This window comes from Aeromonas sp. 600724, from assembly GCF_049175135.1.
Lineage (GTDB): Bacteria > Pseudomonadota > Gammaproteobacteria > Enterobacterales > Aeromonadaceae > Aeromonas > Aeromonas veronii_A.
Window position 1 is genome coordinate 125,599 of record NZ_JAAKUM010000014.1, and the last position, 17,203, is coordinate 142,801.

Genomic DNA, 17,203 nt, shown 5'->3' on the forward strand with positions numbered 1-17,203 from the left:
CACTCTGACAACAAGGGCGGCCAATTGGCCGCCCTTGTTGTGTTTCTTAGCGAATGGTCGCCATCTGCCGCACGCAACGTTGCTCCCTGTCATCCACCCGCTTGGCAAACCAGGCGGTGGTGAGGTTGCGGGTAATTTTCGGACTCTTTAGCTGAATGCCGGGCAGGATGGCGCGGGGCAGTCGCTTGCCCGCTTGCTTGTCGGCCAAGGTAAAGATGCGATGGTAGAGATCGGTCTCGGCAAATTCGGCTGTATCCCCTTTGCGAAGGCTCTGGTGGATCGCCTGTTTGCTCATATTGACCCGGTTGGCGAGGGTGTAGACGGCAAGCTCGGTGTTACCCGGCAGATCCGAGTCATAGCGGATCAGGTCCCCGTCCAGCGCCAGAGTTTTGCCACTCAGGCGGCTGACGGCGGCCTGAAAAGCGGCATTGCGACTGGCATACCAGCCGGCGTTGAAGTCGGCAAAACGGTAGAGGGTATCCGGGTAGTCGACGGGATAACCGAAGATATGCTTGGTGCCAAACCAGATGCCGCCGCGACGGGTAAAGACTTCGTGGCGAATGGAGTCCTTGATTGGATAGGGGTAGCCACGGGCGTTGGCCTCGGCAAAGGCGATGCTCACCTGCATCGGGCCGCCGGTATGCACCGGGTTGAGGTTGCCAAACAGCGTCTTGCCCATCGGCAGCATGCTGATCATGTCTTCGAAGATTTCACTCATCTCCCGCTCGGTACGCAACTTGTCGATCCGCTCGGCGTAGCTCTTGCCAGTGGGCGAGTTGATGGAGAGCGCGGCCCGCACCATAAATTCGGGGATCAGCAGCTTGGCTGCCCGTGAGTTGATCTCTTTCCAGGCGATCTTGCCAAGGCCCGGCACCACGGGGTCGGCCTGATAAGTGGCTTCCTGCTCCGCCACCGCCAGCACGCTACAGACATTGTGATCATTGACCGTCACCCCCTGGGTGGTGAGCGCCGTCACCACGTCGTTGGCCCACCCCTGTTTGTCCGGCACCTGACGGGGCAAGAAGCGCACGATGCGGCTCTTCATGTCCGCCGGTTTGCGCGGCTGCATGGCAGGCGGCGTTTTGGGGTTGCTCACGCTCGCCTCTTTGGCAGGCGCGGAGGCGGGATCACTGGCACAACCGGCCAGCAACAAGGCAGAGCAGAAGGCAAGAAGACGACAGGAAGGCAAAGCGGTCATAAGCATGTCCATTTTTTGTTGGCCCTACAGGCAGCGCCGCTGGCACTGCACTGACAAGCAAAGTGGGGCCATTGTAGAGGATTGCCTGCCGCAGTTGAAACCCGCGCTCGCAGCATCCCCTCCCCTTGCCAGCTTTTGCCACCCCACGCGCCATCAGTTGTCTGCGATGCGGAACTCATGACCTTCCTCAATGGCTCACCCGGCCAGAACCGTACGGTGAGCGACAGATAAAAAGAAACCCCCGCCATCGCTGGCGGGGGTTGGTCGTCTGGCAAGTCGGACTGATGCCCGCTGCAAACGCTTAGCGGTTTTTCACCTTCTGGTGCAACTCCTGCACCGAGTTGACGTTGGCGGTGGCATCCACGCTGATGGCCATGCAGGTGGCAAACGCCTCATTCATGGTGGTGGTGTAAGCCACCTTGTTCTGCAAGGCGGCGCGACGCAGCTGCTTGGAGTCCTGGATCGCCACCCGCCCTTCGGCGGTGTTGACGATGTAGGTGTACTCGCCATTCTTGATGCGGTCGAGAATGTGCGGGCGACCTTCGTGCACCTTGTTGACCAGGCGCGGGTTGATGCTCGCCTCACCCAGCGCGACGGCTGTGCCGTGAGTGGCATCCAGCTCGTAGCCCAGCTCCAGCAGCTTGGCAGCCAAGTCAACCACCTGCGCCTTGTCGCTGTGACGCACTGACAAGAGGGCACGACCCTCTTTCGGTACGGCGTGGTTGGCACCCAGCTGCGCCTTGGCATAGGCCTCGGCAAAGCTGCTGCCCACACCCATTACCTCACCGGTAGAGCGCATCTCCGGCCCCAGCAGCGGGTCAACCCCCGGGAACTTGGCGAACGGCAGTACCACCTCTTTCACCGAGTAGTAGGGTGGGATGATCTCTTTGGTGAAGCCCTGTTCTTGCAGCGACTGACCGGCCATCACACGGGCGGCAATCTTGGCCAGCGGGGCACCGGTCGCCTTGGAGACGAACGGCACGGTACGGGCGGCGCGCGGGTTCACCTCGATGAGGTAGATGTCATCACCCTTGACCGCGAACTGCACGTTCATCAGGCCGATAACGCCGAGCTCCAGCGCCAGCTTGCGCACCTGCTCGCGGATCTCGTCCTGAATTTTCTTGGACAAGGTATAGGGAGGCAGGGAGCAACCGGAGTCACCGGAGTGGATACCGGCCTGCTCGATGTGCTCCATGATGCCGCCGATGACCACATCGGTGCCGTCGCAGATGGCATCCACGTCCAGCTCGGTCGCATCGTCCAGGAAGCGGTCCAGCAGCACCGGCGATTCGTTGGAGACGCTCACCGCCTCGGCGAAGTAGCGACGCAGATCCTGCTCGTCATAGACGATTTCCATGGCGCGGCCACCCAGCACGTAGGAGGGGCGAACCACCAGCGGGTAGGTAATGCGCTCGGCCAGCAGCACGGCCTGTTCCAGCGCGGTGACGGTGCCGTTTTCCGGCTGCTTGAGGCCGAGGCGCTCGACGGCAGACTGGAAGCGCTCGCGGTCTTCGGCGCGGTCGATGGCATCCGGGCTGGTACCGATAATCGGCACGCCGTTGGCTTCCAGTGCTCGGGCCAGTTTCAGCGGGGTCTGGCCACCGTACTGAACGATGACGCCCTTGGGTTTTTCGATGCGTACGATTTCCAGCACATCTTCCAGGGTCACCGGCTCGAAGTAGAGACGATCGGAGGTGTCGTAATCGGTGGAGACGGTCTCCGGGTTGCAGTTGACCATGATGGTCTCGTAACCGTCTTCGCGCAGGGCCAGCGCCGCGTGCACACAGCAGTAGTCGAACTCGATACCCTGACCGATACGGTTCGGGCCACCGCCGATGATCATGATCTTGTCGCGGTTGCTCGGGGCCGCTTCGCACTCCTCGTCATAGCTGGAGTACATGTAGGCGGTGTTGGTAGCGAACTCGGCGGCGCAGGTATCGACCCGCTTGTAGACCGGGAAGATGTTGTGGCGGGCACGCAGTTTGCGCACTTCCCCTTCGGCCACACCGAGGATCTTGGCCAGACGGGCATCGGCAAAGCCTTTGCGCTTGAGGGCACGCAGGAAGTCGGCATCGAGACCGGCCATGCCGCGCTCTTTCACCTCTTCTTCCAGCTTCACCAGATCTTCAATCTGTACCAGGAACCAGGGGTCAATCTTGGTCAGCTTGAAGATGCCGTCCATGGAGAGACCGGCGCGGAACGCATCGGCAATATAGAAGATACGGTCGCTACCGGCGTCCTGCAGCTCGTGACGGATGCGGGTCAGGGAGTCCGGCGCATTGAGGTCAACCATGGGGTCGAAGCCGGTTTTGCCGGTTTCGAGGCTGCGCAGCGCCTTGTGCAGGGACTCCTGGAAGTTGCGGCCGATGGCCATCACTTCACCGACCGACTTCATCTGGGTAGTCAGACGATCGTTGGCACCGGCGAATTTTTCGAAGTTGAAGCGCGGCACCTTGGTGACCACGTAGTCGATGGCCGGCTCGAAGGAGGCCGGAGTGCGACCGCCGGTGATATCGTTCATCAGCTCGTCGAGGGTGTAACCGATGGCGAGCTTGGCGGCGATCTTGGCGATGGGGAAACCGGTCGCCTTGGAGGCCAGCGCAGAGGAGCGCGACACCCGCGGGTTCATCTCGATGATGACCATGCGGCCATCTTTCGGGTTGATACCGAACTGGACGTTGGAGCCGCCGGTCTCAACGCCGATTTCGCGCAGCACCGCCATGGAGGCGTTGCGCATCAGCTGGTACTCCTTGTCGGTCAGCGTCTGGGCTGGCGCGACCGTGATGGAGTCACCGGTGTGGATACCCATGGGGTCGAAGTTTTCGATGGCGCAGACGATGATGCAGTTGTCGTTGCGATCCCGCACCACTTCCATCTCGTACTCTTTCCAGCCGATCAGCGACTCGTCGATGAGCAGCTCTTTGGTCGGCGACAAGTCCAGACCGCGCTCGCAGATCTCGACGAACTCTTCGGTGTTGTAGGCGATGCCGCCACCGGAGCCGCCCATGGTAAAGGAGGGACGGATGATGCAGGGGAAGCCGACCATCTGCTGCACGCCCCACGCCTCTTCCATGTTGTGGGCGATGCCGGCACGCGGGCACTCCAGGCCAATGCTGCGCATCGCCTTGTCAAAACGGGAGCGGTCTTCGGCCTTGTCGATGGCATCGGCGGTGGCACCGATCATCTCGACACCGAACTCGGCCAGCACGCCATGCTTCTCCAGCGCCAGTGCGCAGTTAAGCGCAGTCTGGCCGCCCATAGTGGGCAGAATGGCGTCCGGGCGCTCTTTCTTGATGATTTCGCGCACCACTTCCCAGGTGATGGGCTCGATGTAGGTGGCGTCTGCCATCTCCGGGTCGGTCATGATGGTGGCCGGGTTGGAGTTGACCAGAATAACGCGGTAGCCCTCCTCGCGCAGGGCTTTGCACGCCTGGGCGCCGGAGTAGTCAAATTCGCAGGCTTGGCCGATGACGATGGGGCCGGCGCCGAGGATCAGGATGCTCTGAAGGTCATTACGTTTTGGCATGAAACTCTTTCCTCTATTTCTTAGGCGCGATACTGCTTAATCAATTCAATAAAGTGGTCAAAAAGACCGGCACAGTCGTGCGGGCCCGGGCTCGCTTCGGGGTGTCCCTGGAAGCTGAAGGCCGGACGGTCGGTGCGATGGATACCTTGCAGGGAACCATCGAACAGGGAGACGTGGGTGGCGCGCAGGCAATCCGGCAGGCTGTTCTCGTCTACCGCAAAGCCGTGGTTCTGAGCGGTGATCATGACGGTGTTGTCATCGAGGCTCTTCACCGGATGGTTGGCGCCGTGGTGGCCAAACTTCATCTTGACGGTCTTGGCACCGGAGGCCAGACCCAGCAGCTGGTGACCCAGACAGATGCCGAACACCGGCGTGTTGGTATTAAGGAATGTCTTGATGGCCTCGATGGCGTAGTCGCACGGCTCGGGGTCGCCGGGGCCGTTGGAGAGGAAGATGCCATCCGGGTTCAGCGCCAGTACCTCGGCGGCCGGGGTCTTGGCAGGCACCACGGTCAGGCGGCAGCCACGGTCAACCAGCATCCGCAGGATGTTGCGCTTGACGCCAAAGTCATAGGCTACCACGTGGTATTTCAGCTGGTCGGCATCTGGGGTGACGTGCCCCTTGCCAAGCTGCCAGCTCCCTTCGGTCCAGTTGTACGCCTCACCAACCGTCACCTCTTTGGCCAGATCCATCCCCTTCAGACCGGGGAAGGCGCGGGCCTGTTCGAGAGCATAGGCTTCATCGACCTGTTTCCCGGCCAGAATGCAGCCAGCCTGAGCGCCTTTCTCGCGCAGGATGCGGGTCAGTTTACGGGTGTCGATGTCGGCGATGCCAACTATGTTGTGAGACTTGAGGTATTCGGAGAGGGATTGCTGATTGCGGAAATTGGAGGCAAGTATCGGAAGGTCCCGGATGATCAATCCCTGAGCATGGATCTGACTGGACTCTTCATCTTCGCTGTTGGTGCCGGTGTTGCCTATATGGGGGTAAGTGAGGGTGACGATCTGACGGGAATAAGAGGGATCGGTGAGGATTTCCTGATAGCCCGTCATCGACGTATTGAAAACCACTTCACCAACGGAACATCCCTCGGCGCCTATCGACACGCCTTTGAACACAGTTCCATCTTCCAGCACTAGCAATGCAGTGTGATTCAAGACAACCTCCAGTTATTTAGCTTTAAATTCAGCAATTTACCTGGGTGTTGCGGGCTCGGTTCCGGTCTTGGACAGGACTCGAACCCGGCAGATTTCTGGCAAATTGGGCGCATTCTACTTAAAAAAAGTGGCATTTCAACGTCTTTTCTCAGATGAAATGCATCTAAATTCAATAAAAAAGCAACATTACCCATTATCTATGCACTTGATTGCTTTGCAACCCCCTCCCATGAAAGAAAAGGAAAAACCACCACCAAAAGATGACATCAAGCCAGCGATAGCAACAAAAACAAACAAAAAAACCAATTAAAACAATGGCATTTATTTTTACACAAAAAACATTAATGACAGATTTAACGCTTTTATGATGACAAGAGTGAACATGAAAAATGGAAAACGTTTTTCTACGTTTGAATTTTTAGTCTTTTCTTGTCGGTGTAAAAAAATGGCTTTATCCGCCATAAAGATGCTCAAATCTGTTACCTGGTGATGACATTCAGGAAGGGAAAATCTGGCAGATAACACAACAGTGTGATTTATAAGGCGTTCAGTTAAAAATTGCAGGCAGCGTGTCTTTTTACACAAACTCTGGCTGACTGACAGCAAAAACCCCGGCAAGCCGGGGTTTTTCACTGGGGTAGCAGTAGTACGAAAGTGCCGCTCAGAGGCATCACTTGAGATTGAGCACATCCTGCATGTCATAAAGGCCTGCACCCTGCTGACCAAGCCACTTGCCCGCCCGCACAGCACCGTTGGCGAAAGTCAGGCGACTTGAAGCTTTGTGGCTGATCTCCACCCGCTCGCCGATATCGGCAAACATGACGGTATGCTCCCCCACCAGATCGCCAGCGCGAATAGTGGCAAAGCCGATAGTGTTGCGATCCCGCTCGCCAGTGATCCCCTCGCGACCATAGACGGCGCACTCCTTGAGATCGCGACCCAGGGTTTTGGCGACCACTTCACCCATGGAGAGCGCAGTACCGGATGGCGCATCCACCTTGTGGCGATGGTGGCCCTCGATGATCTCGATGTCGGTGTAATCCCCCATCACCTTGGCGGCCTGCTCCAGCAGCTTGAACACCAGGTTGACCCCGACCGAGTAGTTGGAGGCGAACACGATACCGATCTGCTTGCCCGCCTCTTTCAGGGCGGCCTTGCCTGCATCGTCAAAACCGGTGGTGCCAATCACCATCTGCTTGTGGTGGGCCAGCGCAAAAGCCAGATTGGCAAGGGTCACCTCGGGGCGGGTGAAGTCGATGATGAGATCAAACTCGTCACGCACCTTGTCAAGACTGTCACTGATGGCCACACCCAGATGGCCCAGCCCATTGAGCTCACCGGCATCGAGGCCGATCACCGCCGAGCCCGGCCGCTCCAATGCAGCCCCGACCACCACGCCATCGGTGTTGGTGATGGCCTCCAGCAGCACCTTGCCCATACGACCATTACAGCCCATCACGGCCACACGGATCGGATTGTCCATCTCCACCCTCTCATCTCTTTTAATTATGGAAAGAGACCGTTTTACCAGCCCGCGCCGGGTTTGAAAAGCCCACAGTGAGCCAGCAGAGACAACCGACAAATAAACGAAATATTTAATTTAATCCGAACATTTAACGGATTTAGTCAGAGTGACAAAATCGAAAGATAAAAACACCTATCCATCTGGACGTCTATCTTGACCTTGTGGGGTTGACTCACTACTGTGGGCACCCCAATGCGGCAGGATGCCCGCCCTGTTTTCCCCCTATCCCTATCCGATACAGGTACAAAGCAGTTCATGACAGGAGGTCATTGTTCAATTTCAGAGGAACACATGATCCAGACTCAACCCAGTGCCAGGGCCTTGCTGCCACTTCTGGTTTTTCTCGCACTCTTTATCGGTACCGGTACCTGGCTGACCCTGCAGGGGGTCGAGTTCGCCTTCTATCAGCTGCCCGCTCCGGTTGCTGCCTTGCCTGCGGTAATGCTGGCCCTGCTGCTTGGCAAAGAGAGCTTCAACAGCAATCTGGAGACCTTCTTCAAGGGGGTTGGCCACAGCAATATCATGGCGATGTGCCTTATCTATCTGCTGGCGGGCGCCTTTGCCAGCGTTGCCAAGGCCACCGGCGGGGTTGATGCCACCGTGGCGCTGGGCCTGTCGCTCATCCCTGGCTGGGCGCTGTTGCCCGGACTGTTCCTCATCTCTGCCTTTATTGCTACCGCCATGGGCACCTCCATGGGCACCATAGGTGCAGTGGCGCCGGTGGCCCTCGGTGTGGCACAGGCTGCCGGTATCGATCCGGTGCTGATGGCAGGTACCATTCTCTCCGGCGCCATGTTTGGCGATAACCTCTCCATCATCTCCGACACCACCATAGCAGCAACCCGCAGTCAGGGGTGCGAGATGAAGGACAAGTTCCGCGAGAACTTCAAGATTGCGGCCCCTGCCGCCATCGCGGTGATCCTGCTCTATCTGACCCTGGGCTCAGTGGGTGAATCCCCTGCCAGCGGCAGCGCCATAGAGCTGTTCAAGGTGATGCCTTATCTGCTGATCCTGGGGCTGGCGCTCGCCGGAGTGAATGTGTTTGTGGTGCTGGGGATCGGCATTCTGGCCGCCGGAGTGGTGGGCATGATCAACGGCTACGCCATCGGTCAGTTCAGCAAGGATATCTATCAGGGCTTTACCGGCATGCAGGAGATCTTCCTGCTCTCCATGCTGATCGGCGGCCTCGGCGCCCTGATGGAGCGTCAGGGTGGACTGGCCTGGATCAGCGAGCGCATCAGCGCCCTGATTGCCCGTTTCACTCGCGAGCACAATGGTGAACAGAACGAGAAAGCGGCCGAGCTCGGCATCGCCGGGGTAGTGAGCCTCACCAACCTCTGCACCGCCAACAACACGGTGGCCATTATCGTCGCCAGCAAAGTAGCCCGGGATCTGGCCGAACACCACGGTGTCATCCCGCGCCGCGCCGCCTCCATGCTCGATATTTTCTCCTGCGTGGTACAGGGTCTGATCCCCTGGGGCGCACAGGCGCTGCTGCTGGGATCCATCTTCGCCCTGTCGCCGTTGGCGGTAGTAAGCATGAGTTTCTACCCGATGGCACTCGCGGTAGCGGCACTCATTGCAGTGTTTGTGAAGCACCAGATGCGCGGCAAGGCTGAGAAGTAACTGACCAGACGCTGGCGCACCGACATGCCATCAACAGGGGCCACACCCTGGCCCTTGTTGACTCACTATCGGATCCGCCAGCATTTATCCCACCGTTCCGGGCATCAGCCGTCCGGGACGGGGTTTCCCTGCCCCCCTTAACGTCAAGAGTGAATGTGCTAAGGTAGAGCGCGTTCAAGCCATCGATGCGCAGCTATGCCAGAGGTTCCCCATGCATGAGTCCCAACCCGAACGTCAATCCCTGCGCCAACTGGTTCGTCAACGCCGTAAAAATCTGAGTCCGGCCGAGCAGCAGGCGGCGGCCCAACAGCTGCTGGCCCAGTTCAAGCAACACCCCGAGATCCTCGCCGCCAAACGCATTGCCCTCTATCTGGCCAATGATGGGGAGATCAACCCCTTGCCCACCATCCATTGGCTGTGGGCCCAGCACAAAGAGGTCTACCTGCCGGTGCTCCACCCCTTTACCCCGGGTCACCTGCTCTTTTTGCGCTATACCGCCACCAGCCCCATGGTGCGCAACCGCTACGGCATCGAAGAGCCCGAGCTGGATATCCTGCAGGTGGTGCCCCATAGCACGCTCGATCTTATCTGCACCCCGCTGGTTGCCTTCGATGCCCAGGGTAATCGCCTTGGCATGGGGGGCGGCTACTACGATCGCACTCTCGCCATCTGGCATGAGCACAAGCTGGGCCCCAAGCCACTAGGCATTGCCCACGACTGCCAGCAGGTGGATGCCGTCCCGCAAGAGGAGTGGGATGTGCCGCTGCCCCAGATCATCACCCCGAGCCACTGCTGGCGCTTTGAATAGGCTGTTTTTGGCCGGCAATCCCGGCTTTGTGCGCGCAAACGCAGAATAAACAGGCAAACGATTTACAAAGTCCCTCTTTTTGCCCAGGAACGTGAGCAACAAGGTCGCGACGGGGTACCGGGTTGGATATAATGCGCCCGCTTTTTTCTTAAGGAACGATCATGACTCAAGATGAAATGAAGAAGGCGGCCGGTTGGGCTGCGCTCAAGTATGTGGTTCCCGGCACCATCGTCGGGGTGGGCACCGGCTCTACCGTCAACCACTTTATCGACGCGCTGGCGACCATGAAGGACGAGATCAAGGGGGCGGTATCCAGCTCCGTGGCCTCTACCGAGCGCCTCAAGGGCTTCGGCATCACCGTATATGATCTCAACGAGATCGACGCCCTCTCCGTCTATGTGGATGGCGCCGACGAGATCAACGCAACCCGCGACATGATCAAGGGCGGTGGCGCAGCCCTGACCCGCGAGAAGATCGTTGCCGCCGTCGCTGACAAATTCATCTGCATCATCGACAACACCAAGACCGTCGACGTGCTGGGCCAGTTCCCGCTGCCGGTGGAAGTGATCCCGATGGCCCGCGAATACGTGGCCCGCGAAATCCGCAAACTGGGTGGCAACCCGGTGTGGCGTGAAGGGGTCGTCACCGACAACGGCAACCACATTCTGGATGTGAAAGGCATGGCCATTACCGACGCCAAGGCGTTGGAAGTGCGACTGAACGCCATTGTTGGCGTGGTCACCAACGGCCTGTTCGCCGCGCGCGGCGCCGATGTGGTCCTGATCGGTACGCCGGATGGCGTGATTACCCAGTAATCCCGACACCGGCAGCACAATCCTCCCTCGCACGCCAGCGCCACTCTGCAACCTCTGACGCAGCAGCGGCGTTGATTGAGCCCCGGGATGGGATATGACCCAAACATTGCACTGTGAATAAATGACGGCGCCTGATGGCGCCGTTTTTATTTATCCCTCAACAAGTTGCATACGGATGTTTACAACATTCGTTGATAACTTCAAAGAATTTGACTTTCGTCACAAATATTCCCTCTCCCAAACGTTTTTGCTACTTTACGGTTTTCTTCGCACACCAAATCTGCACTTACGTTTGCACATACAGAGGGATCGTCATGACTGCCAAGTTTTCGTTGGACAAGGATAAAATCAAGGTTCTGCTGCTGGAGGGGGTTCACCCCAACACCGTAGAGACCTTTCGTGCCGCAGGTTACACCAGTGTGGAGTATCTCAAGACCTCGCTTTCCGAAGAGGAGCTGATTGAGCAGATCCGCGACGTCCATTTCATCGGGCTGCGCTCCCGCACCCAGATCACCGAGAAAGTCCTCGACGCCGCCAACAAATTGGTCGCCATCGGCTGCTTCTGCATCGGTACCAACCAGGTCGAGCTGGAAGCGGCCCAGATCCGCGGTATTCCGGTCTTCAACGCCCCCTTCTCCAACACCCGTTCGGTCGCCGAGCTGGTTCTGGGCGAGATCCTGCTGCTGCTGCGCGGCATCCCCGAGAAGAACGCCAAGTGCCATCGCGGCGTGTGGGAAAAACTGGCCAACCGCTCGGTGGAAGCGCGCGGCAAGAAGCTCGGCATCATCGGCTACGGCCACATCGGCACCCAGCTCGGCATCATCGCCGAGAGCATAGGCATGAAGGTTTATTACTACGATATCGAGAACAAGCTCTCGCTGGGCAACGCCATTCAGGTGCCAAGCATGGTCGAGCTGCTCAATATGTCTGACGTCATCAGCCTGCACGTGCCGGAGACCGCCTCCACCAAGAACATGATCGGTGCCGAGCAGCTCCGGATGATGAAACCGGGCGCAATCTTCATCAACGCCGCCCGCGGTACCGTGGTGGATATCGATGCGCTGGCTGACGTCATCAAGAGCGGCCATATTGCTGGCGCCGCCATCGACGTCTTCCCGGTCGAGCCCAAGTCCAATGACGAGGAGTTCCAAAGCCCGCTGCGGGGGCTGGAGAACGTGATCCTGACCCCGCACATCGGTGGCACCACCCATGAGGCGCAGGAGAACATCGGGCTGGAAGTGGCCAACAAGCTGGTCAAATACTCCGACAACGGCTCCACCCTCTCCGCCGTCAACTTCCCGGAAGTATCGCTGCCGGGCCACAAGGGCTCCAGCCGCCTGCTGCACATTCACCGCAACCAGCCGGGCGTGATGAACCAGATCAACCAGATCTTCGCCGAAGAGGGGATCAACATCGCCGGTCAATACCTGCAGACCAGCAGCCATATCGGTTACGTGGTGATCGACGTGGAGACCGAGCACAGCGAGAAGGCGCTCGCCAAACTCAAGGAGATCAACGGCACCATCCGCGCCCGCATCCTCCACTGATAGACCCTTATCTGCGCAGCAAAAAGCCCGTCGTGATGACGGGCTTTTTTATGAAGCAGAACCTAAAGGCAGCGTAGTGGCTTACCACCACCCCAACAGGTTGCGGCCCACCAGCGCCCCCCATACCAGGGCGTTCAGGGCCAGCGCGATAAAGACGGCGGCGGAGCCCAAATCCTTGGCGCGACCGGAGAGCTCATGATGCTCGGAGCCAACCCTGTCTACCACAGCTTCAATGGCAGAGTTGAGGATCTCGACGATCACCACCAGCCAGCTGATGACGATAAGCAGCAGGATCTGGTTGAGGGAATCCCCCAGCCAGAAGGCCAGCGGCATCAGCAACAGGATCAGCATCAGCTCCTGCCGAAAAGCCGCCTCGTTAATCCAGGCTGACTTGAGCCCCTTCATGCTGTAACCGGTTGCGTTGATGATGCGGGTGACCCCGGTTGCCCCTGGCTTTGCCACGCTATCTACCTCATTTGGAATCGATTTTGGCCTCACATCCTATCAGAGCCCCCCAAGGTTTCAATCAGGGGACTTTTGCTTTATTTTATCTCTTTGCTTTTTCGCCCCTTGCGGCTGACACCACCCACTCGAGACTTGAGTTGTATGTCCATTCACACAGATGAATTGCGCACCCGTCGCCTGGAGTCACTGATCACTCCGAGCGAGCTTGCACACGCGTTTCCGATCACCGATACCATTGCCCAGAATCTGCTGGATGCCCGTCGCGAAGTGGAAGCCATTCTGGCCGGAGACGATCAGCGCCTGCTGGTCATTGTCGGCCCCTGCTCTATCCATGATCCCGCTGCTGCTCGCGAGTATGCCCAGCGCCTCAACGCCCTGCGCGAGCAGTATAAAGAGAGCCTCTGCATCGTGATGCGCACCTATTTCGAGAAGCCGCGCACCATCGTCGGCTGGAAAGGGCTGATCAACGATCCGCGCCTCGATGGCAGCTTCGATGTCAACGAAGGGCTGAAACTGGCGCGCAAACTGCTGGTCGACATCAACGAGATCGGCATGCCCACTGCCACCGAATTCCTCGATATGGTGACCGGCCAGTATATTGCCGACCTCATCACCTGGGGCGCCATCGGCGCACGTACCACCGAATCCCAGGTACACCGCGAGATGGCTTCGGCCCTCTCCTGCCCGGTCGGCTTCAAAAACGGCACCGACGGCAATACCCGCATCGCCATCGATGCGGTGCGCGCCGCCCGTCACAGCCACATCTTCTATTCGCCGGACAAGGACGGCAAGATGACCATCTACCGCACCGCCGGTAACCCCTTTGGTCATGTGATCCTGCGTGGCGGCCACCGACCCAACTACGACACCGCCAGTGTCGATGAAGCCTGTGAAGCGTTGGCCGATGTGGGCCTGCCGGAGCGTCTGGTGGTCGATTTCAGCCACGGCAACAGCATGAAGGATCACCGCCGTCAGCTGCTGGTGGCGCAAGATATCTGCGATCAACTGCGCCGCGGCCGTACCGGCATCGCCGGCATCATGGCCGAGAGCTTCCTGGTGGAAGGGCGTCAGGATGTGGAGAACGGCTGCGCCGCCACCTTCGGCCAGAGCATCACCGATGCCTGCCTGTCATGGAGCGACACCGAAACCCTGCTGGCGATGCTGGCAGAGGCGGCGCAGGTGCGCCTGAGCAAACAGGCTTGAACTGCGAATAAAACCAAAGGGGCCAGTATTTTTGATACCGGCCCCTTCTTCTTGCCGTCGGCCGATTACGCTTCGCTAATCGACCCTACATGCGCCCTCTTTCCTGTACACCCTACTTACAAACTGGGCATAAACCACACGCGCCCCGCAGCTTCGATGCGGTCGGTGCGGATCTGGAATACCTGCGCCAGCAGCGCCTCATCCACCAGCTCGACACCCCCTTCGCGCACCACCGCGCCCCCTTGCAGGCAGAGAATGCGGTCGGCCCAGTCGATGGCCAGATTGATATCGTGGATGGCGAGCACCACCAGCAAGCCCTGAGCGGCCAGGGTTTTCAGCAACCGCAATAGCGCCAGCTGGTGATGCAGGTCGAGCCCCGCCAGCGGCTCGTCCAGCAGCAGCACCTTGCCGGTCGGATTGAGGCTCGGCCACACCTGCAGCAGGGTGCGGGCAATCAGCACCCGCTGCTGCTCGCCCCCCGACAACCGGCTGAAGTCCCGGGCCAGCAAAGCTTCCAGCTCCAATGCCTCGCACAATGCATTTATCGCCTCGTTCTGTCTGGCAGGTGCAACCATCTCATCAAGCCCCAGGCTCAATACCTGAAACACCGGAATATGAAACAGCTGGGGCTGACGTTGGGGCAGCATGGCGCGCCGTTTGGCAAGCTCGGGCCAACTCAGGTCAGTAAGCACTTCCCCCCCCAGCAGCACTGTGCCATCGGCGGGTAAAATCCCCGCCAGCGCCCCGAGCAGGGTCGACTTGCCACTGCCATTGGGTCCAAGCAGCGCCACCAGCTGGCCGCCATGCCAGCGAAGATCGAGGGGAGAGAGCCGTCCGGCAATGGCGAGTGCGCGTGCTTCCAGCAGCGGCGCAGCAGCACGAGAAGAAACCGGCATGGGATCAGCGGGTGACATCGGCATCTTGCCTCAACAACGGGTAAATAAGGAGACTGCGCGCCCCGACCAAATCATGCAGATATTCATGCAGCACCATCGGCAGTTTGCCTCAATAGCAGGTAGATAAAGAGCGGCGCCCCCACCGAGGCGGTGATGACGCCGATAGGCAACTCCCCCGTGCTCAGGGTGGATCGAGCAACCAGATCGGCCGCCAGCAGCAGGGCCCCGCCGCCAAGCGCCGAGGCAGGCAGCAGAAAGCGCTGATCGCAGCCACCGCAGAGCCGCAGCAGATGGGGCACCACCAACCCGACAAAACCGATGACACCACACAACGACACCGCCACACCGGTCAGCAGACAGACCGCCAGCACCAACCGCACCCGCATCCTGTCGACATCCATCCCCATCAGGCGGGCCTGAGTCTCCCCCAACAACAACTGTTGCAGCGCCTTGCCCTGCCAGCAGAGCCAGCCCAGGGTGAGCGGCAGCACCAGCCACCACCAGGCAAACTGCTGGCTGCCGTAAGAGAGGCTACCCATCATCCAGAACATGAATTCACGCAAGGAACCATCGTCGGCAAAGTACATCAACCAGGTCATGGCGGCATTGGTAAGAATACCGATAGCGACGCCAAACAACAGCAAGCGGGCATGGCCGAGACGCGCCCGGCGAGCCAGCCGAATGAGCAGCATGGTCACCAGCAGGGCGCCACCAAAGGCCGCCAGCGACAGCCCCCAGCCGGGCAGATAGAGGCCGAGGGACTTGGCCACCGCCATCGCCACCATGGCGGCAAGGCCAGCCCCGCTCGAGACACCAAGCAGCCCGGGTTCGGCCACCGGGTTGTGCAGCATCACCTGCAACACGGCGCCGCCACAAGCAAGGGCTGCGCCAGCCAATAGGGCCAGCAAGGCACGCGGCAGACGCAGCTCCAGCAGGATGCGCAGTTCGAGATCGCCAAGGGGATGCCAGGGCAGTAGCACAAACTCGCCCCAGACGAGGGAGAAGAGAAACAGCAGCAGGGTCAGCAGCGTCAGGCCACAGAGCCAGCGCCGCTGCCAGCGCTGCTGGCGGGCGATAAGGGAGAGGTACAAGGAAGATCCCCGAATAACAAGGCTTTCCCCCGGCCCTGTCGCAGCGCCGGGGGGAAGCAGGAAAAGGGCATGATAACAGTGGCTTGCCACCCAAGGTCAAGGCTGGTAACGCTTTGCCATCACGCTTATCTCGCCGCTGGCCACCAGATTTTGCAGCGCCACCAGCAAGGGCTGGCGCAGCGACTGGTGAGGTGAGTGCTTGCTCATCCCGAGATAGAGGGTCACCGGCGTGGCGGGGCGGTAGTCCGCCTTGCCTATCCGGCTGGCATTTCCCTGACTCAGGGCATAGTCCACCTGACAGTCGGTGCCAATCATCAGCGGCAGGTGACCGCGCTGCACCATGCGCAGCAGCTGATCTTCGGTGGGTACTCCGTGCTTGTCGAGGCGGCTGTCACTGCTGAAGGGCTCAAAGTAGGCGGAGTTGAGCACATAGCCCACCTTCACCCCCTGCAGATCGCGGTATTGGTGGATCCGGGCCACATTGACCGGCTGACCATAAAACGCGGGCCAGCATTGGTAATAGGCAGGCTGCAGATAGTCGATGAACTGCGCCCGCTCGGCGGTATAGGCGAGGCCAATCATCAGATCGACCTGACCGGTCTGCATCTGCTTGAGCGCCCTGCCCCACGGCATCCGCCGTACCTGCAACTCAATGCCGCTCGCCTGTTGCAACCGGCGCAGGATGTCCATGTCGAGCCCCTGCAACCGGCCATCCGCTTGCTGGATGCGAAATGGCGGCCACAGATCGGTGGCCACCGTCAGCGTCGGGGTCGCTCGCACCGGCATGGCAAATAACAGTAACAACACAATCCCGCATAACTTGCCCATCCCGTCGCATACCTCGCACGGCTTATCCTGTTGGTTAAAAATACCCTCCCACACCACGTATGAAAACCCGTGGTTCAGGGATAAAATGCGCCGGATTTTCAAGGAGAACCCAATGAACCCGATTTTCGCCAGTATCGGTCTGCTGCTCTGCAGCAACGTCTTTATGACCTTCGCCTGGTACGCTCACCTCAAGAGCATGAACCATAAACCCTGGATCATTGCCGCCCTGGTGAGCTGGGGTATCGCCCTGTTCGAATACCTGCTGCAAGTGCCCGCCAACCGCATCGGCCATACGGTGATGAGCGTAGGCCAACTTAAAATCTTGCAAGAAGTGATCACACTCACCGTATTCGTCCCCTTCTCTATCTTCTATCTCAAGGAAGATCTGAAATGGGACTATCTCTGGGCAGGGCTCTGCATTCTCGGTGCGGTCTTTTTTGTCTTTCGCGAGAAACTGACCGGCGCCTGAGGCTGTACACTCAATATCATCCCGCTCATGGCATCTCATTGATCGACGA

General features: G+C 59.3%; 14 protein-coding genes. 6 read left to right on the forward strand and 8 right to left on the reverse strand.

Going from position 1 to position 17,203, the window contains the following annotated elements; all coding sequences use genetic code 11:
- Positions 1–46 precede the first annotated feature (46 nt).
- The 4 genes from G5168_RS14370 to dapB form a co-directional block, all read right to left on the reverse strand.
- Complete coding sequence (locus G5168_RS14370) at positions 47–1,198, reverse strand: DUF1615 domain-containing protein (RefSeq protein ID WP_040067843.1); 1,152 nt, start codon at positions 1,196–1,198, stop codon at positions 47–49.
- 301 nt (positions 1,199–1,499) lie between these two features.
- Entirely contained in the window at positions 1,500–4,724 is a 3,225-nt protein-coding gene (carB, locus tag G5168_RS14375; protein WP_005337626.1) for a carbamoyl-phosphate synthase large subunit, read from the reverse strand.
- Positions 4,725–4,744: 20 nt separating this feature from the next.
- Positions 4,745–5,881, reverse strand: a complete 1,137-nt coding sequence (carA, locus tag G5168_RS14380; protein WP_033113584.1) for a glutamine-hydrolyzing carbamoyl-phosphate synthase small subunit — start codon at positions 5,879–5,881, stop codon at positions 4,745–4,747.
- Positions 5,882–6,551: 670 nt separating this feature from the next.
- Positions 6,552–7,364 carry a 4-hydroxy-tetrahydrodipicolinate reductase gene (gene dapB / locus G5168_RS14385; RefSeq protein ID WP_005347132.1) on the reverse strand — a complete coding sequence of 271 codons (813 nt, stop codon included), beginning with the start codon at positions 7,362–7,364 and terminating at the stop codon, positions 6,552–6,554.
- Between the two features lie 333 nt (positions 7,365–7,697).
- Here dapB and G5168_RS14390 point away from each other — a divergent pair, with 333 nt between their 5' ends.
- The 4 genes from G5168_RS14390 (at position 7,698) to serA (ending at position 12,202) form a co-directional block, all read left to right on the forward strand.
- Positions 7,698–9,032 (forward strand): Na+/H+ antiporter NhaC family protein, encoded by a 1,335-nt coding sequence (locus G5168_RS14390; RefSeq protein WP_421252383.1) that lies wholly within the window; start codon positions 7,698–7,700, stop codon positions 9,030–9,032.
- Positions 9,033–9,243: 211 nt separating this feature from the next.
- Positions 9,244–9,840, forward strand: a complete 597-nt coding sequence (locus tag G5168_RS14395) for a 5-formyltetrahydrofolate cyclo-ligase (protein WP_005337635.1) — start codon at positions 9,244–9,246, stop codon at positions 9,838–9,840.
- Between the two features lie 161 nt (positions 9,841–10,001).
- On the forward strand, positions 10,002–10,655 hold the full coding sequence (gene rpiA, locus G5168_RS14400; RefSeq protein WP_005353106.1) for a ribose-5-phosphate isomerase RpiA: 654 nt from the start codon (positions 10,002–10,004) through the stop codon (positions 10,653–10,655).
- Between the two features lie 314 nt (positions 10,656–10,969).
- On the forward strand, positions 10,970–12,202 hold the full coding sequence (gene serA, locus G5168_RS14405; protein WP_005337639.1) for a phosphoglycerate dehydrogenase: 1,233 nt from the start codon (positions 10,970–10,972) through the stop codon (positions 12,200–12,202).
- Between the two features lie 81 nt (positions 12,203–12,283).
- Here the strand turns inward: serA and G5168_RS14410 are convergent, their stop codons facing one another.
- A complete protein-coding gene (locus tag G5168_RS14410; RefSeq protein WP_005337641.1) occupies positions 12,284–12,664 on the reverse strand; it encodes a diacylglycerol kinase in 381 nt (126 codons plus the stop codon).
- 144 nt (positions 12,665–12,808) lie between these two features.
- Between G5168_RS14410 and G5168_RS14415 the strand changes: the two genes are divergently transcribed.
- Positions 12,809–13,870 carry a 3-deoxy-7-phosphoheptulonate synthase gene (locus G5168_RS14415; protein ID WP_064336455.1) on the forward strand — a complete coding sequence of 354 codons (1,062 nt, stop codon included), beginning with the start codon at positions 12,809–12,811 and terminating at the stop codon, positions 13,868–13,870.
- Between the two features lie 116 nt (positions 13,871–13,986).
- On the opposite strand, the gene G5168_RS14420 is transcribed toward G5168_RS14415, so the two are convergent.
- The 3 genes from G5168_RS14420 to G5168_RS14430 all read right to left on the reverse strand — a co-directional run bounded on the left by G5168_RS14420 (position 13,987) and on the right by G5168_RS14430 (position 16,685).
- Positions 13,987–14,784: an ATP-binding cassette domain-containing protein gene (locus tag G5168_RS14420; protein ID WP_216951571.1), complete on the reverse strand. Its 798-nt coding sequence runs from the start codon at positions 14,782–14,784 to the stop codon at positions 13,987–13,989.
- 65 nt (positions 14,785–14,849) lie between these two features.
- Positions 14,850–15,857 (reverse strand): vitamin B12 ABC transporter permease BtuC, encoded by a 1,008-nt coding sequence (gene btuC / locus G5168_RS14425; RefSeq protein ID WP_421252384.1) that lies wholly within the window; start codon positions 15,855–15,857, stop codon positions 14,850–14,852.
- A 96-nt stretch (positions 15,858–15,953) separates the two neighbouring features.
- Entirely contained in the window at positions 15,954–16,685 is a 732-nt protein-coding gene (locus G5168_RS14430; protein WP_421252385.1) for a substrate-binding periplasmic protein, read from the reverse strand.
- Between the two features lie 112 nt (positions 16,686–16,797).
- Between G5168_RS14430 and G5168_RS14435 the strand changes: the two genes are divergently transcribed.
- Positions 16,798–17,154: a DMT family protein gene (locus G5168_RS14435; protein WP_005353120.1), complete on the forward strand. Its 357-nt coding sequence runs from the start codon at positions 16,798–16,800 to the stop codon at positions 17,152–17,154.
- Positions 17,155–17,203 lie beyond the last annotated feature (49 nt).